Source organism: Ruegeria sp. YTSA168 (genome assembly GCF_059610045.1).
This window is the reverse complement of record NZ_JBXWMW010000011.1, coordinates 103,119-122,399: the sequence shown is the minus strand read 5'-3', so window position 1 is coordinate 122,399 and position 19,281 is coordinate 103,119. Positions and strand designations below refer to the sequence as shown.

Annotated in this window: 18 protein-coding genes and 1 tRNA gene; 10 read left to right on the top strand and 9 right to left on the bottom strand. The window is 57.2% G+C overall.

The annotated features are described in order from the left end of the window. Positions 1 to 278: 278 nt before the first annotated feature. Positions 279 to 902: a protein-methionine-sulfoxide reductase heme-binding subunit MsrQ gene (gene msrQ, locus AC2FFE_RS17080; protein WP_496820083.1), complete on the bottom strand. Its 624-nt coding sequence runs from the start codon at positions 900 to 902 to the stop codon at positions 279 to 281. A 56-nt stretch (positions 903 to 958) separates the two neighbouring features. On the opposite strand from msrQ, the gene AC2FFE_RS17075 reads away from it, so the two are divergent. After that, positions 959 to 1,357 (top strand): DUF2306 domain-containing protein, encoded by a 399-nt coding sequence (locus tag AC2FFE_RS17075; protein WP_496847193.1) that lies wholly within the window; start codon positions 959 to 961, stop codon positions 1,355 to 1,357. Here AC2FFE_RS17075 and msrP read toward each other — a convergent pair. After that, positions 1,351 to 2,253 (bottom strand): protein-methionine-sulfoxide reductase catalytic subunit MsrP, encoded by a 903-nt coding sequence (gene msrP / locus AC2FFE_RS17070; RefSeq protein ID WP_496847192.1) that lies wholly within the window; start codon positions 2,251 to 2,253, stop codon positions 1,351 to 1,353. The genes AC2FFE_RS17075 and msrP overlap by 7 nt on opposite strands. 221 nt (positions 2,254 to 2,474) lie before the next feature. Here msrP and AC2FFE_RS17065 point away from each other — a divergent pair, with 221 nt between their 5' ends. After that, entirely contained in the window at positions 2,475 to 3,290 is an 816-nt protein-coding gene (locus AC2FFE_RS17065) for a cyclase family protein (protein ID WP_496820087.1), read from the top strand. A gap of 597 nt (positions 3,291 to 3,887) precedes the next feature. Here the strand turns inward: AC2FFE_RS17065 and clpB are convergent. Further along, positions 3,888 to 6,506, bottom strand: coding sequence for an ATP-dependent chaperone ClpB (gene clpB, locus AC2FFE_RS17060; protein WP_496847191.1), 2,619 nt, complete (start codon positions 6,504 to 6,506; stop codon positions 3,888 to 3,890). Positions 6,507 to 6,629: 123 nt separating this feature from the next. Continuing rightward, entirely contained in the window at positions 6,630 to 6,947 is a 318-nt protein-coding gene (locus AC2FFE_RS17055; protein ID WP_496847190.1) for a hypothetical protein, read from the bottom strand. A gap of 143 nt (positions 6,948 to 7,090) precedes the next feature. Here AC2FFE_RS17055 and pyrF point away from each other — a divergent pair, with 143 nt between their 5' ends. Further along, complete coding sequence (gene pyrF / locus AC2FFE_RS17050) at positions 7,091 to 7,795, top strand: orotidine-5'-phosphate decarboxylase (RefSeq protein WP_496847189.1); 705 nt, start codon at positions 7,091 to 7,093, stop codon at positions 7,793 to 7,795. Between the two features lie 350 nt (positions 7,796 to 8,145). After that, the gene (locus AC2FFE_RS17045) at positions 8,146 to 9,399 is read left to right on the top strand and encodes a DNA polymerase IV (protein WP_496847197.1); all 1,254 of its coding nucleotides are present in this window, start codon (positions 8,146 to 8,148) and stop codon (positions 9,397 to 9,399) included. 3 nt (positions 9,400 to 9,402) lie between these two features. Here the strand turns inward: AC2FFE_RS17045 and AC2FFE_RS17040 are convergent, their stop codons facing one another. Further along, complete coding sequence (locus AC2FFE_RS17040) at positions 9,403 to 10,257, bottom strand: N-formylglutamate amidohydrolase (protein ID WP_496847188.1); 855 nt, start codon at positions 10,255 to 10,257, stop codon at positions 9,403 to 9,405. Between the two features lie 149 nt (positions 10,258 to 10,406). On the opposite strand from AC2FFE_RS17040, the gene AC2FFE_RS17035 reads away from it, so the two are divergent. The 5 genes from AC2FFE_RS17035 to AC2FFE_RS17015 all read left to right on the top strand — a co-directional run bounded on the left by AC2FFE_RS17035 (position 10,407) and on the right by AC2FFE_RS17015 (position 13,157). Continuing rightward, positions 10,407 to 10,481, top strand: a tRNA-Val gene (locus AC2FFE_RS17035). Between the two features lie 88 nt (positions 10,482 to 10,569). Beyond that, a complete protein-coding gene (gene ykgO / locus AC2FFE_RS17030; protein WP_008755722.1) occupies positions 10,570 to 10,695 on the top strand; it encodes a type B 50S ribosomal protein L36 in 126 nt (41 codons plus the stop codon). A 261-nt stretch (positions 10,696 to 10,956) separates the two neighbouring features. Continuing rightward, on the top strand, positions 10,957 to 11,973 hold the full coding sequence (locus tag AC2FFE_RS17025) for a Fe(3+) ABC transporter substrate-binding protein (protein ID WP_496820235.1): 1,017 nt from the start codon (positions 10,957 to 10,959) through the stop codon (positions 11,971 to 11,973). Between the two features lie 120 nt (positions 11,974 to 12,093). After that, positions 12,094 to 12,648 carry a helix-turn-helix domain-containing protein gene (locus AC2FFE_RS17020; RefSeq protein WP_496820096.1) on the top strand — a complete coding sequence of 185 codons (555 nt, stop codon included), beginning with the start codon at positions 12,094 to 12,096 and terminating at the stop codon, positions 12,646 to 12,648. Beyond that, positions 12,645 to 13,157, top strand: a complete 513-nt coding sequence (locus tag AC2FFE_RS17015; RefSeq protein WP_496847187.1) for a GNAT family N-acetyltransferase — start codon at positions 12,645 to 12,647, stop codon at positions 13,155 to 13,157. The genes AC2FFE_RS17020 and AC2FFE_RS17015 overlap by 4 nt, the downstream gene beginning before the upstream one ends. A 63-nt stretch (positions 13,158 to 13,220) precedes the next feature. Here AC2FFE_RS17015 and gyrB read toward each other — a convergent pair whose 3' ends face one another. Next, positions 13,221 to 15,638 (bottom strand): DNA topoisomerase (ATP-hydrolyzing) subunit B, encoded by a 2,418-nt coding sequence (gyrB, locus tag AC2FFE_RS17010; RefSeq protein ID WP_496820098.1) that lies wholly within the window; start codon positions 15,636 to 15,638, stop codon positions 13,221 to 13,223. Between the two features lie 102 nt (positions 15,639 to 15,740). Then, positions 15,741 to 16,313 (bottom strand): TetR/AcrR family transcriptional regulator, encoded by a 573-nt coding sequence (locus AC2FFE_RS17005; protein ID WP_496847186.1) that lies wholly within the window; start codon positions 16,311 to 16,313, stop codon positions 15,741 to 15,743. A gap of 100 nt (positions 16,314 to 16,413) precedes the next feature. Between AC2FFE_RS17005 and AC2FFE_RS17000 the strand changes: the two genes are divergently transcribed. After that, entirely contained in the window at positions 16,414 to 16,980 is a 567-nt protein-coding gene (locus AC2FFE_RS17000) for a carboxymuconolactone decarboxylase family protein (protein ID WP_496847185.1), read from the top strand. On the opposite strand, the gene recF is transcribed toward AC2FFE_RS17000, so the two are convergent. Next, positions 16,977 to 18,074, bottom strand: a complete 1,098-nt coding sequence (gene recF, locus AC2FFE_RS16995; protein ID WP_496847184.1) for a DNA replication/repair protein RecF — start codon at positions 18,072 to 18,074, stop codon at positions 16,977 to 16,979. The genes AC2FFE_RS17000 and recF overlap by 4 nt on opposite strands. A 59-nt stretch (positions 18,075 to 18,133) precedes the next feature. Beyond that, positions 18,134 to 19,255 (bottom strand): DNA polymerase III subunit beta, encoded by a 1,122-nt coding sequence (dnaN, locus tag AC2FFE_RS16990; RefSeq protein ID WP_496820102.1) that lies wholly within the window; start codon positions 19,253 to 19,255, stop codon positions 18,134 to 18,136. Between the last annotated feature and the right edge of the window lie 26 nt (positions 19,256 to 19,281).

Below are 19,281 nucleotides of genomic sequence, written 5' to 3'. Positions count from 1 at the left end.
CGTCTCAACCGTCTCTCCGGCCAGTCTCCGCCGTCGCCAGCGTCCCAACAACAACCTCAGCGCCGCCGGTGAAGGGGGTTCTAAGCATAACAAACATAAGCCGCAAGCAGAAAATTCGGAAATCTGTCAAAAAACTGAAACTTTCCATTTTAAACAATATATACAATGACTTGCTTTAAACTCGGCCCCGGGGAAAAGCACGATACCCTCTGTTTTCCAATCGAGACAGACGTCAAGCATGCGCTATGCACTGGGTTACCCACAGACTCAGGTCAAACTCAGGCGGAATCGGCTTGCCGTGTACGAGACAGCAGCCCCGACATTGGCAACCGAAGAACCAAAAGGCCGACAATCGCCAGAAGATAGAGAAGCGGCTCAAGCTGAAAGCCCTTGGCAAGCATGACATAATGCACCCCACCCAGCAGGACCGCCGGGTAGACCAGTTTGTGCAGCCTGCGCCAGCGCGGGCCTAAACGGCGCACCGACCAGTTGTTTGACGTCATGGCCAGAGGCAGCAGAAGAATAAACCCGGCCATCCCGACCGTAATATAGGGGCGCTTTACAATGTCGGCCCAAATCTGACTGGGCAGCTGAACGTCCAACACCAGCCAGACCAGCAAATGAAGCGTGACATAAGCAAAGGCCAAAACCCCGATCGCCCGGCGGAACTTGATCAGGTTCAGGCCGAGATGGCGACGCAGCGGAGTGATGGCCAGACCAAGGATCAACAGCTGCAGAGCCAGTTCGCCAAACTCATGTTCCAGCGCCTCGATCGGCTCAACCCCCAGACCGCCAGTCAGGGCGAGATAAAATAACCAAACAGCCCAGGCAGCGCCGATAGCGTAGACAAGCCAGGATGGGATACGACGCAAAAATGCGTTGAGAGACTCTTTCACCGTCATACTCATTGTCCTACGGTCGCGGCACTTGAACATCGCTGCGCTATGACGGAGAAACCATGTCCCTTGAACCGCTCTTTGCTGCAGGACCAATCGTTACACTCCACGCCGTGTTTGCAATTGCGGCGCTGATATTGGGGATTGTCCAGCTGGCGCTTCCAAAAGGCCGTGCACATCACCGAATTCTGGGGCGGATATGGGTCGCGCTGATGGCCGTCGTTGCACTTAGCAGTTTCTGGATACATGACATTCGCACCATAGGTCCCTTCAGTCTTATCCATATAGTGTCGATAGCGACATTGTACTGGCTGGTCATGGGCGTCCGGGAAGCAAGGCAGGGCCAAATCAAGGCGCATAAAACAGGCATGACGCTGCTGTTTTTCGGAGCGTTGATCGGTGCCGGCGCTTTTACATTTCTGCCCGGACGGGTCATGCATTCTGTTTTCTTCGGTCAATAGAACTCCTTGAGATCCATACCTTCATACAGGCTGGCCACCTCATCCTCATATCCATTGAACATGAGTGTCGGTACGCGCTTGGAAAATAGTCCGCCACCAATCTGACGTTCCGAACCCTGCGACCAGCGCGGGTGATCCACATTCGGGTTCACATTGCTGTAGAACCCATATTCACGTGGCGCGGACATGTTCCAGCTGGTGGGCGGCTCATCTTCGGTGAGGGTGATTTTCACAATCGACTTGATCGATTTGAACCCGTATTTCCACGGCACGACCAGTCGCAAAGGCGCGCCGTTCTGATTTGGAATCGGGCGGTCATAAATGCCAGTCGCCATGATTGTCAGCGGATGCATCGCCTCGTCCAGACGCAGACCTTCGCGGTAGGGCCAGTCCAGGATCGGGAATTGAGTGCCCGGCATTTCTTCCGGGCGATAGGCGGTTTCGAACGCCACGTATTTCGCGCCCTCCTGCACACCTGCCATGTTCAAAAGGTCCGCCAATTCGAACCCATTCCAGGGGATGACCATCGACCAGGCCTCGACACAACGGAAGCGGTAGATGCGTTCCTCGATCGTCATCTCGGACAGAATGTCCTTAAACCCGAATTCACCAGGACGCTCCACCAGACCGTCGATCTGAATGCTCCACGGCTCGGTCACCAGCATATGCGCGTATTTTGCGGGGTCGTCCTTGCGGGTGCCGAATTCGTAGAAATTGTTGTAGCTGGTGATCTCTTCCCAAGTGTTCGGCTCAAGAGCGTCCTGCGCCGCTGCGGACCGTGTCATCGCAGTCAGCCCGACACCTGCCAACCCGGCCATCAGCTGCCGCCGGTTCAGAAACGCCGCCCGAGGCGTAACGTCAGCCTGTGTCAAAGTGTTGGTCCAGCGATGCGCCATTTGGGTCTCCGTCCTGTTTCAGCGTCATGTTTGACGTAGTGCCCTGATAGCACAGCGCCAAGGAAACAGGCGTCACGATTGAGCGAAGTCGCTGTAACGTTCGCCCCTACCCGGCCCTCCATTACATAAGATTCAGGTCAGTTGGTCACATTTGGGTATAGTGAACGAGTCGCAGTTCGATCTGCGGCGAATGACTGAGAATGCTGACAGGGAGACTTCATATGTGTGACATCTGCGTAATGAACGCCGTCAAAGACAAAATGCTGTCACGGCGAAACTTCTTCAAAGCCGCGGCAGCCACAGGCGTGGCCGCAGCTGCAACCGGAGCAAGCACGCCGGCAGCTTTGGCCGCAGGTCATGGCGGGGTTGAGGATATGACCCATACGCTTAGCCCCGATTTCCCAACATGGGGCGGCGCGCCCGGCATCTCGGCTGAGCAGGCGTTTAACTTCGCCGACCATGGGTTCAACCTGTTCAACCTGTCGATCAACGAGCACACCGGGACACATATAGATGCGCCGCTGCATTTCTCGGCGGACGGCACATCGGTCGACGAAATTCCGGTTAGTGATCTGGTTGCGCCTTTGTGCGTGGTGGATATCGCCGCACGCGCTGCCGAGGATGCCGACACCCGCGTCACTCCGGATGACCTAAAAGCCTGGATCGCCGCGAACGGAGACATTCCGGATGGTGCCTGCGTCGCCATGCATTCTGGCTGGGCCAGCAAAACCGCAACGGATGAGTTTCGTAACTTCGATGGCGAGGCGCAGCACTATCCCGGCTTCCATGTCGAGGCTGCGCAGATGTTGATGGAAGACACCGGCGCACGGTCAATCGCGGTGGATACATTGTCGCTGGACCATGGCATGTCCGCCGATTTCGCCACTCACTATGCATGGCTTCCGTCGGGCCGTTTCGGGATCGAATGCTTGGCCAATCTCGACCGCGTCCCCGCTGCAGGGGCCACGCTTGTTATCGGCGCGCCGAAACACAAAGGCGGCACCGGAGGGCCCGCGCGGATATTTGCTTTGGTGTGAAAACACTTTCCAACAAACAAGACCCGCAACTTTGCGGGTCTTTAAACAAAAGCGCGAAGTCCACATCTTTATAATTCGCGCAGAAAAAGGCCATTCGACTTTGAGCATCTATTTCAGGATCGCCTGTTTGGCCCTCACCATTGTGCTCTCGCTTTATGTGATTCTCCTGTTTGGAGGGCTTGGGGCCTGCCAAATGCTAGATTGCATGGGTTCGGGGAACGGAAGCAGATATCATGTCACTTTAGGCGCGGTGGCAGTTCTAATCAGCACCACTCCTTTCCTCGCAGGGCTAATTCTACTTTTCTACCTATTACGCAAACGACGCGTCGGTCGTCTGACTGCGGTCTTTGTTTGGGGACTGGTTGCCGCGATCGGCACTTTGGGCATCTACAGTATAATCATTGACCCCGGCGACATGTATTGGGCAGGGCTGCCGTTGACTGGATTGGCGATATGTCTGGGTGTTTCACTTCTGTATTCCTCACCCGCAACAAAAGACGATAGCTCGAATTCGTCAGCCACTGGAGTATAGGCGTCATAACACAACCAAAAAGGCCCGCCGATTTGGCGGGCCTTTGTACTTTCCGTGATACCAACTCAATGCACCACTGCATCATCCGGTCTGGGCCGTTTGGATGTGCCCAGCCGATCACCAATGATCAAACCATCGGTTCCGGCTGAGACCGGGACGGTTTCACCATCCTTGATCTCGCCAGCCAGCAAGGCCTCGGCCAGCGGGTTCTGTAGGGCACGTTGAATCACACGCTTCAAGGGACGCGCGCCAAAGACTGGGTCATAGCCTTCGTCGGCCAGCCATTCTTTTGCGACATCATCCAATGCCAGCTCGATCTTGCGGGCGGCCAGACGTTTCTGCAGGCGTGCCATCTGGATATCGACGATACCGTCCATATCGGCCCGCTTCAGACGGTCAAAGATGATCGTCTCGTCCAGACGGTTCAGGAACTCGGGCCGGAAATGCGCCCGCACCGCATCCATCACGTCACGCTTCGCTTGCGCACTGTCCGCGCCTTCGGGCAGTTGGCTGAGCGCCTGAGACCCAAGGTTCGACGTCAGGATGATCAGCGTCTGCTTAAAGTCCACGGTGCGGCCTTGACCGTCGGTCAGCACGCCATCGTCCAGAACCTGCAACAGCACGTTGAACACATCCGGGTGCGCCTTTTCAACCTCGTCAAACAGCACGACCTGATAGGGCCTGCGCCGTACGGCTTCGGTCAGCACACCGCCTTCGTCATAGCCGACATAGCCCGGAGGGGCACCGATCAGACGGGCAACCGCGTGTTTCTCCATGAACTCGGACATATCGATGCGCACCATCGCGTTGTCATCGTCGAACAGGAAGTTCGCCACGGCCTTGGTCAGTTCGGTTTTACCTACGCCGGTCGGCCCGAGGAACAGGAACGAGCCCAGCGGGCGGCCTTCGTCATTCAGGCCCGCACGCGCGCGGCGCACGGCATTTGCCACAGCTGTAACCGCCGCATCCTGACCGATCACGCGGGAATGCAGATCGTCTTCCATCCGCAGCAGTTTCTCACGCTCGCCTTCCAGCATTTTCGAGGTCGGAATCCCGGTCCAGCGTTCTACGACGGAGGCGATCTGTTCTGGGCGCACCGTTTCCTCAGCCATCATGGCGTTGCTTTCGGCGTTCTCAGCCTCAGTCAATTTTTTCTCAAGCTCAGGGATAACGCCATAAGACAGCTCACCAGCCTTGGCGAGGTTGCCTTCACGCTTGGCGATCTCCAGATCAGCCCGCGCTTTGTCGAGCTGTTCCTTCAGATCGCGCGCACCCGCCAGCTTGTCGCGTTCGGCCTGCCACTGGGCGGTCATCTCGGCGGACTGCTCCTGCAGATCGGCCAGATCCTTTTGCAAGGTGTCCAGACGATCCTTGGATGCCGCGTCATCTTCCAGCTTCAACGCTTCTTCCTCGATCTGCATCTGCAGAATCTGACGATCTAGTTGGTCGAGTTCCTCGGGCTTGGAATCCACCTCCATCCGCAACCGCGACGCCGCCTCATCGACAAGGTCGATGGCTTTGTCGGGCAGGAAGCGGTCCGTGATATAGCGATGCGACAGCGTCGCCGCCGAGACCAGCGCCGAGTCGGAAATCCGCACGCCGTGGTGCAGTTCGTACTTTTCCTTGATGCCGCGCAGGATGCTGATCGTGTCCTCGACGGTCGGTTCGGCCACCACTACGGGTTGGAACCGGCGCGCAAGGGCCGCGTCTTTTTCAACGTATTTGCGATACTCATCCAGCGTGGTCGCGCCAATACAGTGCAACTCACCCCGGGCAAGCGCAGGCTTGATCAGGTTGGCGGCATCCATCGCGCCGTCGGATTTACCAGCCCCGACCAGCGTGTGCATCTCATCGATGAACAGGATGATCTCACCGGCGGCTTCGGTAACTTCGGTCAGAACGGCCTTGAGTCGTTCTTCGAACTCACCGCGATATTTCGCACCGGCGATCAGCGCGCCCATGTCGAGCGCAAGCAGTTTCTTGTCCGTCAGCGATTCTGGCACGTCACCGTTGATGATGCGCAGGGCCATGCCCTCGGCAATCGCGGTTTTACCGACGCCGGGTTCCCCGATCAGAACCGGGTTATTCTTGGTGCGGCGAGAAAGAACCTGCATTGATCGGCGGATTTCCTCATCTCGCCCGATGATCGGGTCGATCTTGCCTTCAGCCGCTGCCTCGGTCAGGTCGCGCGCATATTTCTTGAGCGCGTCATAGCCTTCTTCCGCCGACGCGCTGTCAGCGGTGCGACCCTTGCGGATATCATTGATCGCCTCGTTCAGTTTCTGCGCCGATACGGCACCGGCCTCCAAAGCATCCTTGGCTTTGGATTTCACCATGCACAGCGCCATCAACACCCGTTCGACCGGCACAAAACTGTCACCAGCCTTGGTGGCGATCTTGGTGGCCTCGTCCAGAACCTTGGCGGTCTGGCCGTCCATGTAGATCTGGCTGGCATCACCGCTGATCTTGGGGATTTTCCCCATCGCGGCATCCAGCGCCTCGACCACGCGGTTCGGTGCGCCGCCCGCGCGTGTGATCAGGTTGCTGGCCAGCCCCTGATCGTCATCCATCAATGCTTTGAGTACATGTGTGGGCTCCAACCGCTGGTGCCCTTCGCGCAGCGCAATGGTTTGCGCCGCTTGCACGAATCCCCGTGCCCGCTCGGTGAACTTGTTCAAGTCCATAGCATTCTCCTTTTAAAAGCGCCCCGGTATGATGCGCCCGCTTGGCGGCACGCATCGGTCTGGGCCTCACATTCAATCTGGGAGATATCTTTGCAGGTTCAAGAGGCTGAGCCGCAGAAATCGCTACTCTCGCTGTATCGTATAAACGGTATACCCGCCGGTTTCGGCCACCTGAACGGCCCCGGTTTCATCTACCAGCGACTGCGACGCTGCGCTGCCGGTTGGGCAGGACACAAGATCCGCTGTGTGATCAAGAAAATCGATGGTAAACGCGGTCTCTCCGGTGAGTTGGCACCAGTCATCCACTGACCGATATCCGCCCACCAGGCGCAGGTCGTCATTCGTGGGTGCGGGGGCCGCGCCGACCTCCGGCGCGTCGGGTGGGGTTTCATCACATCCCGTCAGCGCAACAAGCACACTCAGCAAAACCAGTTTCTTCATATTCTGTCCCTTACATTGAATTCACATGCTCTATGCCAGACAGGTTAGCACAGAATGAAACCTGGCGCGCCCGGCATCGCAGATGGACAGGCGCGTCAGAAACCGTTAGGACGCAGACGTTTGCCAAAAAGGAGCGTCCCACCATGTCCGATGACCGTCTGATCGTAGCCCTTGATGTACCGAACGCCCTACAGGGGTTGGCCATGGCCGAACGGCTAGGCGACAGCGTGTCTTTTTACAAGATCGGGCTGGGTATGCTGACCGGAGGCGGGCTGGCTTTGGCCAATGAGCTGAAACAGGACCACGGCAAGCGCATCTTTCTGGACATGAAGCTGTTCGACATCGGCAACACCGTAGAAAACGCAGTGCGGGGGTTGGCGCAGTTCGATCTAGATTTCCTGACTGTTCATGGCGACCCGCATGTGGTGCGCGCAGCGAAAGAAGGGGCCTCGGGTAAGGATCTCAAGATTTTGGCAGTGACCATCCTGACCTCACTGAACCGCGATGATCTGGATGCCAGCCTGCTGAAAGCGGGCGACGTGCAGGACCTGGTCGTCGAACGTGCGGTCAAGGCTTTGGAGGCCGGGGCGGATGGTGTCATCGCCAGCCCGCAAGAGGCCGCCTTGATCCGCGCCTTGCCGCAGGCCGAAGGCCGCCTGATCGTCACTCCCGGCGTGCGACCTGCCGGGGCTGCCTTGGGTGATCAAAAACGGGTTGCCACACCCGCCAGTGCAATTGGGGATGGGGCCGATCATATCGTTGTAGGGCGCCCAATCTACCAAGCGGACGACCCAAAAGCTGCCGCCCAGGCTGTGCTTAACGAATTAAATTCTTTGACACGTCACTAGGCGCCCCTGGGAATCGAATCCAGTTTGGATCCACAATTCCGTTCATTAACTTGACCTTACGTCAATTTTTGGGCGCTTCGGCCGAACTCACGCTGTTGTCCAAAATACACACAGCCCACGGCAAGTTTTGGGCCTGACGGTTAGAAACTATCTAAATATTGCGATTTCGGTGAGTCTTGGGGGTGTAATACTCCCCAACGAACCGTTTCTTCCTGAGGTTCGTTACCTCCCCCCGCTTACGCGCGGGGGGTCTTCTTTTCGAAAACCAGGCAAGATCTCAGCCCTTTGATCGCCCTCAATCGGTGATATAAGGAATGCCTGATCCATTCGCGGAACGCCCGAGGACGCGTATGCCCGGTCTTTGCCGAGATTGCCTGACCACATTTTTAAGCGAAACGCGCTGCCCATCCTGCGGCAGCCCGCGTGTGATGTCGCATCCGGAGCTGTTTGAGCTGCCCATTGCGCATATGGACTGCGATGCTTTCTATGCCTCGGTCGAAAAGCGCGACAATCCGGAATTGGCGGACAAACCCGTCATCATCGGTGGCGGAAAACGAGGCGTGGTGTCGACCGCATGTTACGTGGCGCGTATCCGGGGCGTGCGATCCGCGATGCCGATGTTCAAGGCCCTGAAACTCTGCCCCGACGCGGTGGTGATCCGCCCGCGCATGTCGGTTTACGTCGAAGTATCTCGCGAAATTCGCAAGATGATGGACGAATTGACGCCCGTTGTTGAACCTTTGTCTTTGGATGAGGCATTCATGGACCTGTCCGGCACAGAGCGCCTGCATGGCGCGCCACCCGCGGTCATGCTAGCGCGTCTGGTCAAACGCATGAAGGATGAATTGGGCCTGACAGGTTCCATCGGGCTGAGCCACAACAAGTTTCTGGCCAAGGTCGCCTCGGACCTGGACAAGCCGCGCGGGTTTTCGGTGATCGGAAAAGCCGAGACCGCCGAGTTTCTGAATGACAAACCCGTGCGTCTGATCTGGGGCATCGGGCCAGCGGCGCAGGAATCGCTGGAACGCGCCGGAATTCGCAGCTTCTCCGATCTGTTGCGCTGGGATCAGGAGGCGTTGACGGCCCGGTTTGGTTCGATGGGGTATCGTCTGTGGCATCTGGCGCGAGGTCAGGACAAGCGGCGCGTGTCGGCGCATGAGCCGATGAAATCAATAAGCAACGAAACTACGTTTTTTGAAGATACAGCCAGCATCGATATTCTGGAAGGACATATATGGCGCATGGCGTTGAAAGTGTCTGACAGAGCCAAAGCAAAGGATTTGGCCGGGCGGGTCGTGACACTGAAACTCAAGAAAGCCAACCACAAGATCATAACCCGCCGGGTCTCGCTGCGCGATCCAACCCAGATCGCGGACCGGATTTACCGCACCGCGCGGGGTCTGTTTGATCAGGTCGGGGATGAGGGGCCCTATCGGCTGCTGGGTTGTGGGCTTTCAGATCTGTGCCCAGCAGATCAGGCTGACATTTCAGGCGATTTGCTGGACCCCGATGCAACACGCCGGTCGCAGGCCGAGCGCGCAACGGACAAAATCCGTGAACGCTTTGGCACCGACGCCATCGTCAAGGGCCGCGCCCTGCGCTGAGGTCTATTCGGCCGCCAGCCGCTGAGGCCGTGCGCCGATACTGGCAATCTCGGCAATGACCTGACGCAGTAACTTGCTAAAAGCCATAAAGTTTGCGTTGGGGGCAATCTTGTCTTCGTCCATATAAAGCGCGCGATCAATCTCGATCTGGATAGCATGCTGCTGGCGACCAGGCCGACCATAGGTCTGAGTAACATAAGCACCAGCAAAGGGCGCGTTGCGCGCCACGTTCAGGCCCGCTGCGGCAAAGGCGGCTTCAATCTGATCGACGATCTGGCCGGAAGCAGACGCGCCAAATCGATCACCCAGAACAATCTCGGGGCGGTTCTCATGCGCTGCCCCCGCGATGGCCTCATGCGGCATGGAATGGCAATCGACCAGAATGGCCTGCCCGAACATTTCATGCGACTCGGCCAGCAGCGATTTCAACCGCGCATGGTAAGGACGCCAATAGTTATCTATGCGCAATCGCGCCTCATCCATGGTCAGCTTGCCGCGATAAATGGCCCGACCATTGGCCACGACACGGGGAATCACTCCCAGCCCGGACGCGACACGTGGATTGTGCCCCTGACGGCGCGCGCCGCTGATCAAGGCGGGATCAAGCTCTTCTGCGCTGCGATTCAAATCCAGATAGGCACGTGGCATGGCGGCCCGGATCAACGGCGCACCAAATTCCGAGGCCGGTGTAAACAATTGATCTACAAAAGCATCCTCAGAAGATCGAATCGCTTTTGGGCTTAGAACCGAACGGTCCAGCAACGCCTGCGGATAGCTCCGCCCGCTATGAGGCGACGAAAACACCACACTCGAACTGCGGTTCTCCGGCATATCCAGTATAAAGGCTGCGTTCGCCATAGCCCCTCCATTGCTGTTGCTCAACATAGACCGGAAATTTGTTCTTCCAAACCCCTTGAACCCCTGAACGACTCCTTTTATAGACCCCGCTACCGGCGCGGTGATCCGCGCCCCATTTCGTTATGGGGCAGGGTCCGTGACGGGAACGTGGGCGGTTAGCTCAGCGGTAGAGCACTTCGTTGACATCGAAGGGGTCACAAGTTCGATCCTTGTACCGCCCACCATCGTTTCACTGTCCCGGTTTCCGGGACCCCGATTAACCCAGGCGCTGGCCACGTCTTTGATGAAGGCGCCGCAGATTGGAGACAGACCATGAAGGTCAAGAACTCGCTCCGCTCGCTCAAGAACCGGCATCGCGATTGCCGGATTGTGCGTCGCAAAGGCCGCGTCTACGTGATCAACAAGACGCAGCGCAAGTTCAAAGCACGTCAGGGCTAAGAACTGCACTTATAGATTTCGAAGAAACCGCGCCCTAAAGCGCGGTTTTTTTGTTCCAGCATCATCTGCTGGATGCACCACCCATCGGCGCGCGCGCCGGATCATCACCACGCAAATCGACAAGCGCTTGTTCGGGATCTCTGCCCGTGACCATGTGCCCAACAATTTTAGTCGGATTTTCTTGCATCTTACCCAGAATCGTTTAATTGACAATTTCAGTCGGATAATGATCCGCCGCGTCATTCAATGCTGGGAGACACTATGCTGAAATCCTCGACCTGTATCGCCACCGCCCTGACGGCCCTGATTGCGACATCCGCAATCGCCCAGGGAGAGCTGAACCTATACTCCTCACGTCACTACGATACTGATGAACGCCTCTACTCCGACTTCGAAGAGTCGACCGGCATCAAAATCAACCGCATCGAAGGCAAGGCCGACGAACTGATCGCGCGTATGGAAGCCGAAGGTGCAAACTCGCCTGCCGACATCCTGCTGACCGTTGACACATCGCGCCTGGAGCGCGCCAAGAACGCGGGCGTTTTGCAGTCGATCAACAGCGCGGTTCTGGAAGAGCGTATTCCATCAAACCTGCAAGACAGCGACAACCAGTGGTTTGGCTTCTCGCAGCGTGCACGCATCCTGTTCTACGACAAAAACGACGTCATCGAACCGCCGCAAACCTACGCCGATCTGGCCGACCCAAAATACAAGGGTCAGGTCTGCATCCGTTCCGGCACCAACGTGTACAGCCAGACCATTCTGGCCGCGATCATCGAACACGCCGGTGCTGATGCCGCAAAAGACTGGGCCGAAGGCGTTGTCGCAAACTTCGCACGCGATCCTCAGGGCGGCGACACCGACCAGCTTCGCGGCATCGTTTCGGGCGAGTGCGACATCGCGATGTCCAACACTTACTACTTCGCACGCGCAATCCGAAGAAACGTAGATGGGGTATCGGCCGAGCGTGACATGATCGGCTGGGTCTTCCCGGACCAGGACGGCAATGGCGCGCATATGAACCTGTCAGGTGGCGGTGTCGCAGCAAACGCTCCGAACAAAGAGAACGCCATCAAGTTCCTTGAGTACCTGTCAAGCGATCAGGCGCAGCAGTATTTCTCGGCCGGGAACGACGAATACCCGGCGGTTGAAGGCGTTGCCATTTCGGCGTCGGTTTCGGAACTGGGTGACTTCAAAGGGGACAGCGTAGACCTGTCTGCCGTTGCCAAAAACGTGCCCGAAGCACAGAAGATCTTTAACGAGGTTGGTTGGAAATAAGCCAACTGATCTTTGGTAGATTGCGAAGGGTGCAGATTTTTCTGCGCCCTTTTTTTGTTGCTATATATATAAATGCCTGCAATACTTTCCATAATTGAGAATATTTCTACTATATGGACAATGCTGGATTCCCTCTCAACCCGCCTGGCAAACCGACTAAGTGAGTTACGTAAAGGCCGTGGCTGGTCACTGGATCAACTGGCCGGACACAGCGGCATCAGCCGGGCGACCCTGTCACGTATGGAAAAGGGCGAGGTCAGCCCAACCGCAGAAAACCTTGGTCGTTTGTGCAACGCCTATGGCTTGCCCATGTCGCGCCTGCTGATGATGGTCGAGGACAGTTTCGACGCCAGGGTGCCTTATGAGCGGCAAACGGAATGGAGCGATCCGGAAACCGGCTTCACCCGTCGATCCATTTCGCCTCCCTCCCGTGGGTTAAACGGCGAGGTGTTGGAATGTCACCTGCCACGCGGCACCGTAATCCGCTATGATACGCCACCAAAACCGGGGCAGGAACATCATTTGATCGTGCTGGACGGAGTGATGACACTCACGGTGGATGGCATCGCGCACGAGCTTAGCGGTGGAGATTGCCTGCGCTACCATTTGTCTGGCCCGACACGGTTTGAAACAACGGCGGCGCGTGGCGCACGCTATATTTTGGTGCTGATATGATCACGCGGCTTTCGGACGACTATTTCGATGACGCAGTTGATGACCTGTCCGATATTCTGCATGCCTGTGTCCATACCGGAGCGAGTATCGGATTCGTTCTGCCCTTCTCGATGGAAGACGCTCGCAGCTATTGGCACGATCATGTGCGACCGAACCTGAACGCGCTGGACCTGTTTGTTGCGTACGATGCGGGCCGTGTTTTGGGTACGGCGCAACTGATCCCAGCCAACATGCCCAATCAGCCGCATCGTGCCGATGTCGCCAAGCTGCTGGTTCATCCGAACGCCAGGCGGCGCGGGTTGGCCCGCGCATTAATGGACGCGCTCATGGATCGATCCCGCGACCTTGGCCACACCCTTTTGGTTCTGGACACGCGCAGCACCGACCCATCGAAACTGCTGTACCAAAGCATAGGTTTTCAGATCGCCGGAGAAATCCCAAACTATTGCCGCAACCCGTTTGAACCCACGCTAGAGCCCACCACCTATATGTACAAACATCTGACGTAGCGCACCGCGTCAGGTTCAATCAAGGTTGGGGGGGGCAGAAACCGATCCTGCCCACACGACGCCTTAGAAATCCAGATTCTCCACACTCAACGCGTTCTGCTGGATGAATTCACGACGGGGTTCGACCACGTCACCCATCAGCTTGGTGAACAGATCATCCGCGTCGACCATGTCATCCACGCGCACCTGCAACAGCGTCCGGGCGTCAGGGTCCAACGTGGTTTCCCACAACTGATCCGGGTTCATCTCTCCCAGACCCTTATAGCGTTGCAGCGACAGGCCTTTTTCACCCTCTTCCAGAATGGCGCGCAACAGGTCAAGCGGGCCGTGGATTGCCTGACTGCGATCGCGGCGGATCAGAGTAGCAGGGCTGTTATAAATCTCCTGCAGACTTTGCGTGAAGCTGCCGGTTTTACGCGCCTCGCCCGAGCGCAACATCGGGCCATCCAGTGTGCGAACTTCTTCCACACCCCGTAAGATACGGGCCAGGCGAATGCCGTGATCCTGTGTGATGCGACCTTGCCAACCGCGTTCGTATTCCAGTGCGATCAGATCGAGACGAGCGGCGACCTTGTCCGCTACACCTTGCAGGTCGGCATCTACCGCGCCGGGCACAAAGGCCCCAGCCACAGCAGCCTGTTCGAGAATGTGCCGCGGGTAGTGGGTTGGGAAGGCATCCAGAACACGTTTCAACTGGCGCGCTTCGTCGACGACGCGGGTTAGATCATGGCCGACAATTTCCTCGCCCGAACCCAGCTTCAAAACAGCACCCTCGACGCCCTGATTGATCAGATAGTCATCAAGCGCCGCCTGATCCTTCAGGTAAACCTCTGATTTTCCGCGCGAAACTTTATAAAGCGGCGGCTGCGCGATATAGAGGTATCCACCTTCGATCAGTTCCGGCATCTGACGGTAGAAGAAGGTCAACAACAGCGTTCGGATATGCGCGCCATCAACATCCGCATCCGTCATGATGACGATCTTGTGGTAGCGCAGCTTTTCGATATTGAACTCATCGCGGCCAATGCCGGTCCCCAGCGCCATCACGAGGTTACCGATTTCCTGCGAGGACAGCATTCGGTCAAACCGCGCGCGTTCGACATTCAGGATTTTTCCACGCAAGGGCAGAACGGCCTGAGTCAGGCGATCCCGACCTGTTTGGGCCGAACCGCCGGCTGAGTCCCCTTCGACGAGGAAGACTTCGGTCTTCGACGGGTCTTTCTCGGAACAGTCTTTCAGCTTGCCGGCCAGATAGTTCACATCCATCGCCGTCTTGCGGCGGGTCAGTTCGCGGGCCTTACGGGCGGCTTCACGAGCCAATGCGGCCTCAATGATCTTGCCAACGATCCCTTTGGCCTCGTTAGGATTCTCTTCGAACCATTCGGCCAGCTTTTCATTCATCAGACCTTCGACCGCCGGACGAACTTCGGAACTGACCAGCTTGTCCTTAGTCTGGGACGAGAACTTCGGATCCGGCACCTTGACCGACAGCACACAGGTCAGACCCTCACGCGCATCATCACCGGTAAAGTTGATCTTTTCCCTTTTTGCGATCCCGCTGGATTGCGCATAGTTGTTGATCGTGCGGGTCAGCGCACCTCGGAAACCGGCCACATGGGTGCCGCCATCGCGTTGCGGGATGTTGTTGGTGAAGGGCAGAACCGTTTCGTGATAGCTGTCATTCCACCACATGGCGATTTCGACGCCGATCTCATCGCGTTCGCCTTTGATATAGATCGGCTCGGGCATCGCCGGGGTCTTGGACCGGTCAAGGTATTTAACGAATTCCTTGACGCCACCCTCATAGAACAGCTCCGTTTCCAGCCGTTCGGCAGGGCGTTCATCAATCAGGATGATGCGCACGCCCGAGTTCAGAAAGGCCAGTTCCCGCAATCGTTTTTCCAGCGTCTCGAACGAGTATTCTAGGTTCGAAAACGTGTTGGTCGAAGCCAAAAAACGCACTTCGGTCCCAGTGCGATCACCACACTCGCCAACAACTTTCAGATGCTCTGCGGTTTCACCCCCTTCAAATCGCGCCACATGCTCTTTGCCCGCGCGCCAGATGCGTAGTTCCAGCCAGTCGGACAAGGCGTTTACCACTGAAACGCCAACACCATGAAGGCCGCCCGACACTTTGTAAGAATTGCTGTCAAACTTACCGCCAGCATGTAGCTGGGTCATAATAACCTCTGCGGCCGAGACACCCTCTTCCGGATGAATGTCCACCGGAATCCCACGCCCATTGTCGCTGACTGACACGCTGGAATCGGCGTGAATTTTTACCGTCACATGGTCCGCATGATCGGCCAGGGCTTCGTCAATTCCGTTATCGACAACCTCATACACCATATGATGCAGGCCAGAGCCATCGTCCGTATCCCCGATATACATACCGGGGCGCTTACGAACCGCCTCTAAACCTTTGAGAACTTTGATGGAATCAGCGCCGTATTCTTGGGGTGCCTGTGCGTCTTCGGACATGCCGTTAGTACCTATATTATTTTGGTAACTTATACGTTTTCTGGTGGGGAATGTCACGCGATACCCCAACATTTTGTGTTGGCCTGCGCCGATTTTGACAACCTACAAGCGGTCGACATCCGCCGCGATATCCGCCGCAATCGCTTGTGCATCCACATCTTTGCGTTCCGCCGACAATCGCAGACCCAGAATATCCGATTGGTATCGCGCGGCCCATCGTTCAGGATCATGCTCTGATCCGATCTCACCGGCGGCCTGAGCGCGTCGAAAAAGATCTGCAAAACAGGCCTTCATATCACCCATATGCAGGGCAGCCTGATCCGCAAGTGTATGATCTTTGGACTGAAGCTCGGCATAGGTTTTTGCCAGCATACATGCCTTGGACGGGTTTTCGACCGCTTCGATCACCAACCTTGGCTGCGCCTTGAGCGCTTCTTTCGGACCCAGCTTATCGGCCAGCGCCTGCAAGCGCGCAACGCCTTCGCGCGCATAGCTTTCAAGCGCCAAAGCATACAGCGCATCCTTTGACCCGAAAGCGGCGTAGAAGCTGCCCGGCTTCAGTTTCAACTCACGCTCCAGGTCTTTCAACGACGTCCCGGCCCAGCCTTGACGCCAGAACAGATCTCTGGCCTTGGCAATCAGTGCCTCACGGTCATAGGCGGGTTTGCGCGGCATGGGCTTCACCAATTCTTGAACGTTTGCTCAAATATATACTTGAGCGATCACTCAATAAACCCTAAATACAACTCATCGCGCCAGAAACAGGAGTTCCGACATGGCCAATTTCCCATCCCACGATCTTGAAACCGCACCAGAAGGCTCCAAACCACTGCTGGAAAAGTCACAAGCTGCCTTTGGCCGCCTGCCCGGCCTGCATAAGGTGATGGCTGAAAGCCCGCAGCACCTGGAGGCCTATCAGGTTCTGCACGGCCTCTTCCTGCAAACAGATTTCGACAATGACGAAAAAACCGTGGTCTGGCAGACCATCAACGTAGAAAACGAATGTCACTACTGCGTACCCGCCCACACCGGCATCGCTAAGATGATGAAAATCTCGGACGACCTCACCGAAGCATTGCGCAACGAAACACCGTTGCCTACTGCCAAGCTTGAAGCGCTGCGCACCTTCACGCTGCAAGTGATGAAAAGCCACGGCAACCCGACCGAAGACCAACTGCAGGCCTTCTTTGACGCTGGATATTCACACCGCGCCGTTCTGGACGTGGTTCTGGGGCTGGCTCAGAAAACCATGTCGAACTACGTAAATCACATGGCGAAGACCCCGGTGGATGAAGTGATGCGCAGCTTTCTGTGGGAACGCAAAGTCAGCGAACCAGCCTAAGCGGACACGACCGAGCCCTCAGGGCCATCACTCACGATCAACGTCTGGGCCCGGTCGCCCAGATCCGCAAACAGCTCAGGCCCGGTTCCCGTCATCCAGGCCTGAGCTCCAAGCGCACAAATCTCATCATACAACGCTGCGCGGCGATCCGCATCCAGATGCGCCGCCACTTCATCTAACAACACAATCGGTGGGGCCCCCACCATCCCGGCAAGTGCCCGTGCATTCGACAGGATCAAAGACACCAACAGGGCCTTCTGCTCCCCGGTCGAGCAATCCTTGGCCGGAACGCCCTTGGCGGCAAACACACCATACAGATCCGAGCGATGCGGCCCGACCAGAGTGCGCCCCGCCGCAAGATCGCGAAACCGGCTTTCATTCAACGCCTCTTGCAAATCCTCAGCCGATCCCGGCATCGCACCCTCGGTCTGAACCATTTCTAGCACAGCCGAGGGAAACGCCGTCTCGGCCTGTTCCTGTGCGTTTCGCAGATGATCCAGCGCCGCCAACCGGGCCGCGTAAATGCGGTACCCGGTCTCTGCCATCTGCCCTTCCAGCGCTGCGTACCAATGGGCATCCCGCACCTGCTCTTTCAACAGACGGTTCCGTTCCCGCATCGCCTTTTCATAGGTCAGAGACGCCTCGGCATGGGCGGGGTCAAAACTCAGCGCGATACGGTCCAGAAACCGCCGCCGCCCCTCGGCGCCCTCGATCCACAACCGATCCATTGACGGGGTCAGCCAAACAACACGCGCCAGTTTCCCCAAATCTATCTGGCTGGCTGCCTTGTCATCGATCCGAACCTGCCGCGCTGCACCGTTTTCGGACCAGGTCTCGATCTCAAACCGCTGGCCCTGTGCCTCAAGCAAACCAGACAGTTTCCAGCCCAGCGCCTCGGGCCGCCGCGTCATCTCAGCCGCACTCGCGCGTCGCATTCCGCGACCGGGGGAAAACAAAGATACCGCTTCCAGGATATTAGTCTTACCGGCCCCGTTCGACCCATGGATCGCAACCGGTCGCCCGTCCAAAGACAAACGCGCCAGTTTGTGAGATCGAAAATGTGAGACCGTAAGCTCGGTCAGGGCCAATCCCATGACCCCTCCCTTCTTCTGTTCAAAAATACCTCCGCCGGAGGCATCGCGCGTCAGCGCGATCAGACGCGCATCGGCATGACTACATAAACCGCACTCAGGTCATTGCCTTCGCGCATCAGGGTCGGGTCGCCCGCCGAATTGAACATGAAAACCGCGTTTTCGCGATCGACCTGAGACGCGATCTCTAGCAGATATTTCGCGTTGAACCCGATCTCCAGCCGTTCATCGCCATACGCCACGGCCAGTTCTTCCTCGGCTGCACCGCTGTCGGGCGCATTGACCGACAACACCAGCTTATCACCATCCAACTGGAGCTTAACGGCCCGAGACCGCTCGGACGAGACTGTCGCAACGCGATCCACCGCCTGCGCAAATTCGGCAGCGTCCACTTCCAGCTTCCGTGTATTCCCCTGCGGGATCACACGTGTGTAGTCAGGGAACGTGCCATCAATCACTTTCGAGGTCAGAGTGATATCAGGTGTTGCAAACCGCACCTTGGTTTCGCTGACCGAAACCGCAATATCCATCTCATCATCTTCCAGCAGCTTGCGCAGCTCTCCCACAGTTTTGCGGGGCACAATCACGCCCGGTAAATCTGCCGCGCCATCAGGCAGATCCGCATCAATCCGTGCCAAACGGTGGCCATCGGTGGCCACGCAGCGCAGCACTTTTCCACCCTCAGACCCATCCGCCACATGCATATAGACGCCGTTCAGGTAATACCGGGTCTCCTCGGTCGAGATGGCAAATTTCGATTTATCAAACAGCCGACGCAACAAAGCCGCCGATGCTGTAAAGTTTGACGCGTATTCCGACGAGGCCATCACCGGAAAATCTTCTTTCGGCAAGGTCGCCAGCGAGAAATTCGACCGCCCGGCCTCAACCGTCAAACGACCCGCGGCGCTGTCAGCCGTCAAAGTAACCAGCGCACCATCAGGCAATTTGCGCACAATTTCATGCAGCGTTGTCGCAGCCACCGTCGTCGCCCCGGCCTTCTCTACCTGAGCGGGGGCTTTGTCGACAACCTCGATATCCAGATCGGTGGCACGGAACTGAGCCTGATCCCCTTCGGCCTCGATCAGCACATTGGCCAGTATCGGGATCGTGTTCCGGCGTTCGACAACAGATTGGGCCTGTGAAACGGCCTTGAGAAGGGTGCCGCGTTCGATGCTGATCTTCATACCCTTAATTCCTCTGACTTGCGTGC

Excerpts from the sequence above, each read along its gene's own strand:
- AC2FFE_RS17075 (WP_496847193.1), top strand. The coding sequence starts at position 959 with ATGTCCCTTGAACCGCTCTTTGCTGCAGGACCAATCGTTACACTCCAC.
- msrP (WP_496847192.1), bottom strand. The coding sequence starts at position 2,253 with ATGGCGCATCGCTGGACCAACACTTTGACACAGGCTGACGTTACGCCT.
- AC2FFE_RS17015 (WP_496847187.1), top strand. The coding sequence starts at position 12,645 with ATGATCACGCGGCTTTCGGACGACTATTTCGATGACGCAGTTGATGAC.
- AC2FFE_RS17040 (WP_496847188.1), bottom strand. The coding sequence starts at position 10,257 with ATGGCGAACGCAGCCTTTATACTGGATATGCCGGAGAACCGCAGTTCG.
- pyrF (WP_496847189.1), top strand. The coding sequence starts at position 7,091 with ATGTCCGATGACCGTCTGATCGTAGCCCTTGATGTACCGAACGCCCTA.
- gyrB (WP_496820098.1), bottom strand. The coding sequence starts at position 15,638 with ATGTCCGAAGACGCACAGGCACCCCAAGAATACGGCGCTGATTCCATC.
- dnaN (WP_496820102.1), bottom strand. The coding sequence starts at position 19,255 with ATGAAGATCAGCATCGAACGCGGCACCCTTCTCAAGGCCGTTTCACAG.
- recF (WP_496847184.1), bottom strand. The coding sequence starts at position 18,074 with ATGGGATTGGCCCTGACCGAGCTTACGGTCTCACATTTTCGATCTCAC.
- clpB (WP_496847191.1), bottom strand. The coding sequence starts at position 6,506 with ATGGACTTGAACAAGTTCACCGAGCGGGCACGGGGATTCGTGCAAGCG.
- AC2FFE_RS17000 (WP_496847185.1), top strand. The coding sequence starts at position 16,414 with ATGGCCAATTTCCCATCCCACGATCTTGAAACCGCACCAGAAGGCTCC.
- AC2FFE_RS17055 (WP_496847190.1), bottom strand. The coding sequence starts at position 6,947 with ATGAAGAAACTGGTTTTGCTGAGTGTGCTTGTTGCGCTGACGGGATGT.
- msrQ (WP_496820083.1), bottom strand. The coding sequence starts at position 902 with ATGACGGTGAAAGAGTCTCTCAACGCATTTTTGCGTCGTATCCCATCC.
- AC2FFE_RS17005 (WP_496847186.1), bottom strand. The coding sequence starts at position 16,313 with ATGCCGCGCAAACCCGCCTATGACCGTGAGGCACTGATTGCCAAGGCC.
- AC2FFE_RS17065 (WP_496820087.1), top strand. The coding sequence starts at position 2,475 with ATGTGTGACATCTGCGTAATGAACGCCGTCAAAGACAAAATGCTGTCA.
- AC2FFE_RS17020 (WP_496820096.1), top strand. The coding sequence starts at position 12,094 with ATGCTGGATTCCCTCTCAACCCGCCTGGCAAACCGACTAAGTGAGTTA.
- AC2FFE_RS17025 (WP_496820235.1), top strand. The coding sequence starts at position 10,957 with ATGCTGAAATCCTCGACCTGTATCGCCACCGCCCTGACGGCCCTGATT.
- ykgO (WP_008755722.1), top strand. The coding sequence starts at position 10,570 with ATGAAGGTCAAGAACTCGCTCCGCTCGCTCAAGAACCGGCATCGCGAT.
- AC2FFE_RS17045 (WP_496847197.1), top strand. The coding sequence starts at position 8,146 with ATGCCCGGTCTTTGCCGAGATTGCCTGACCACATTTTTAAGCGAAACG.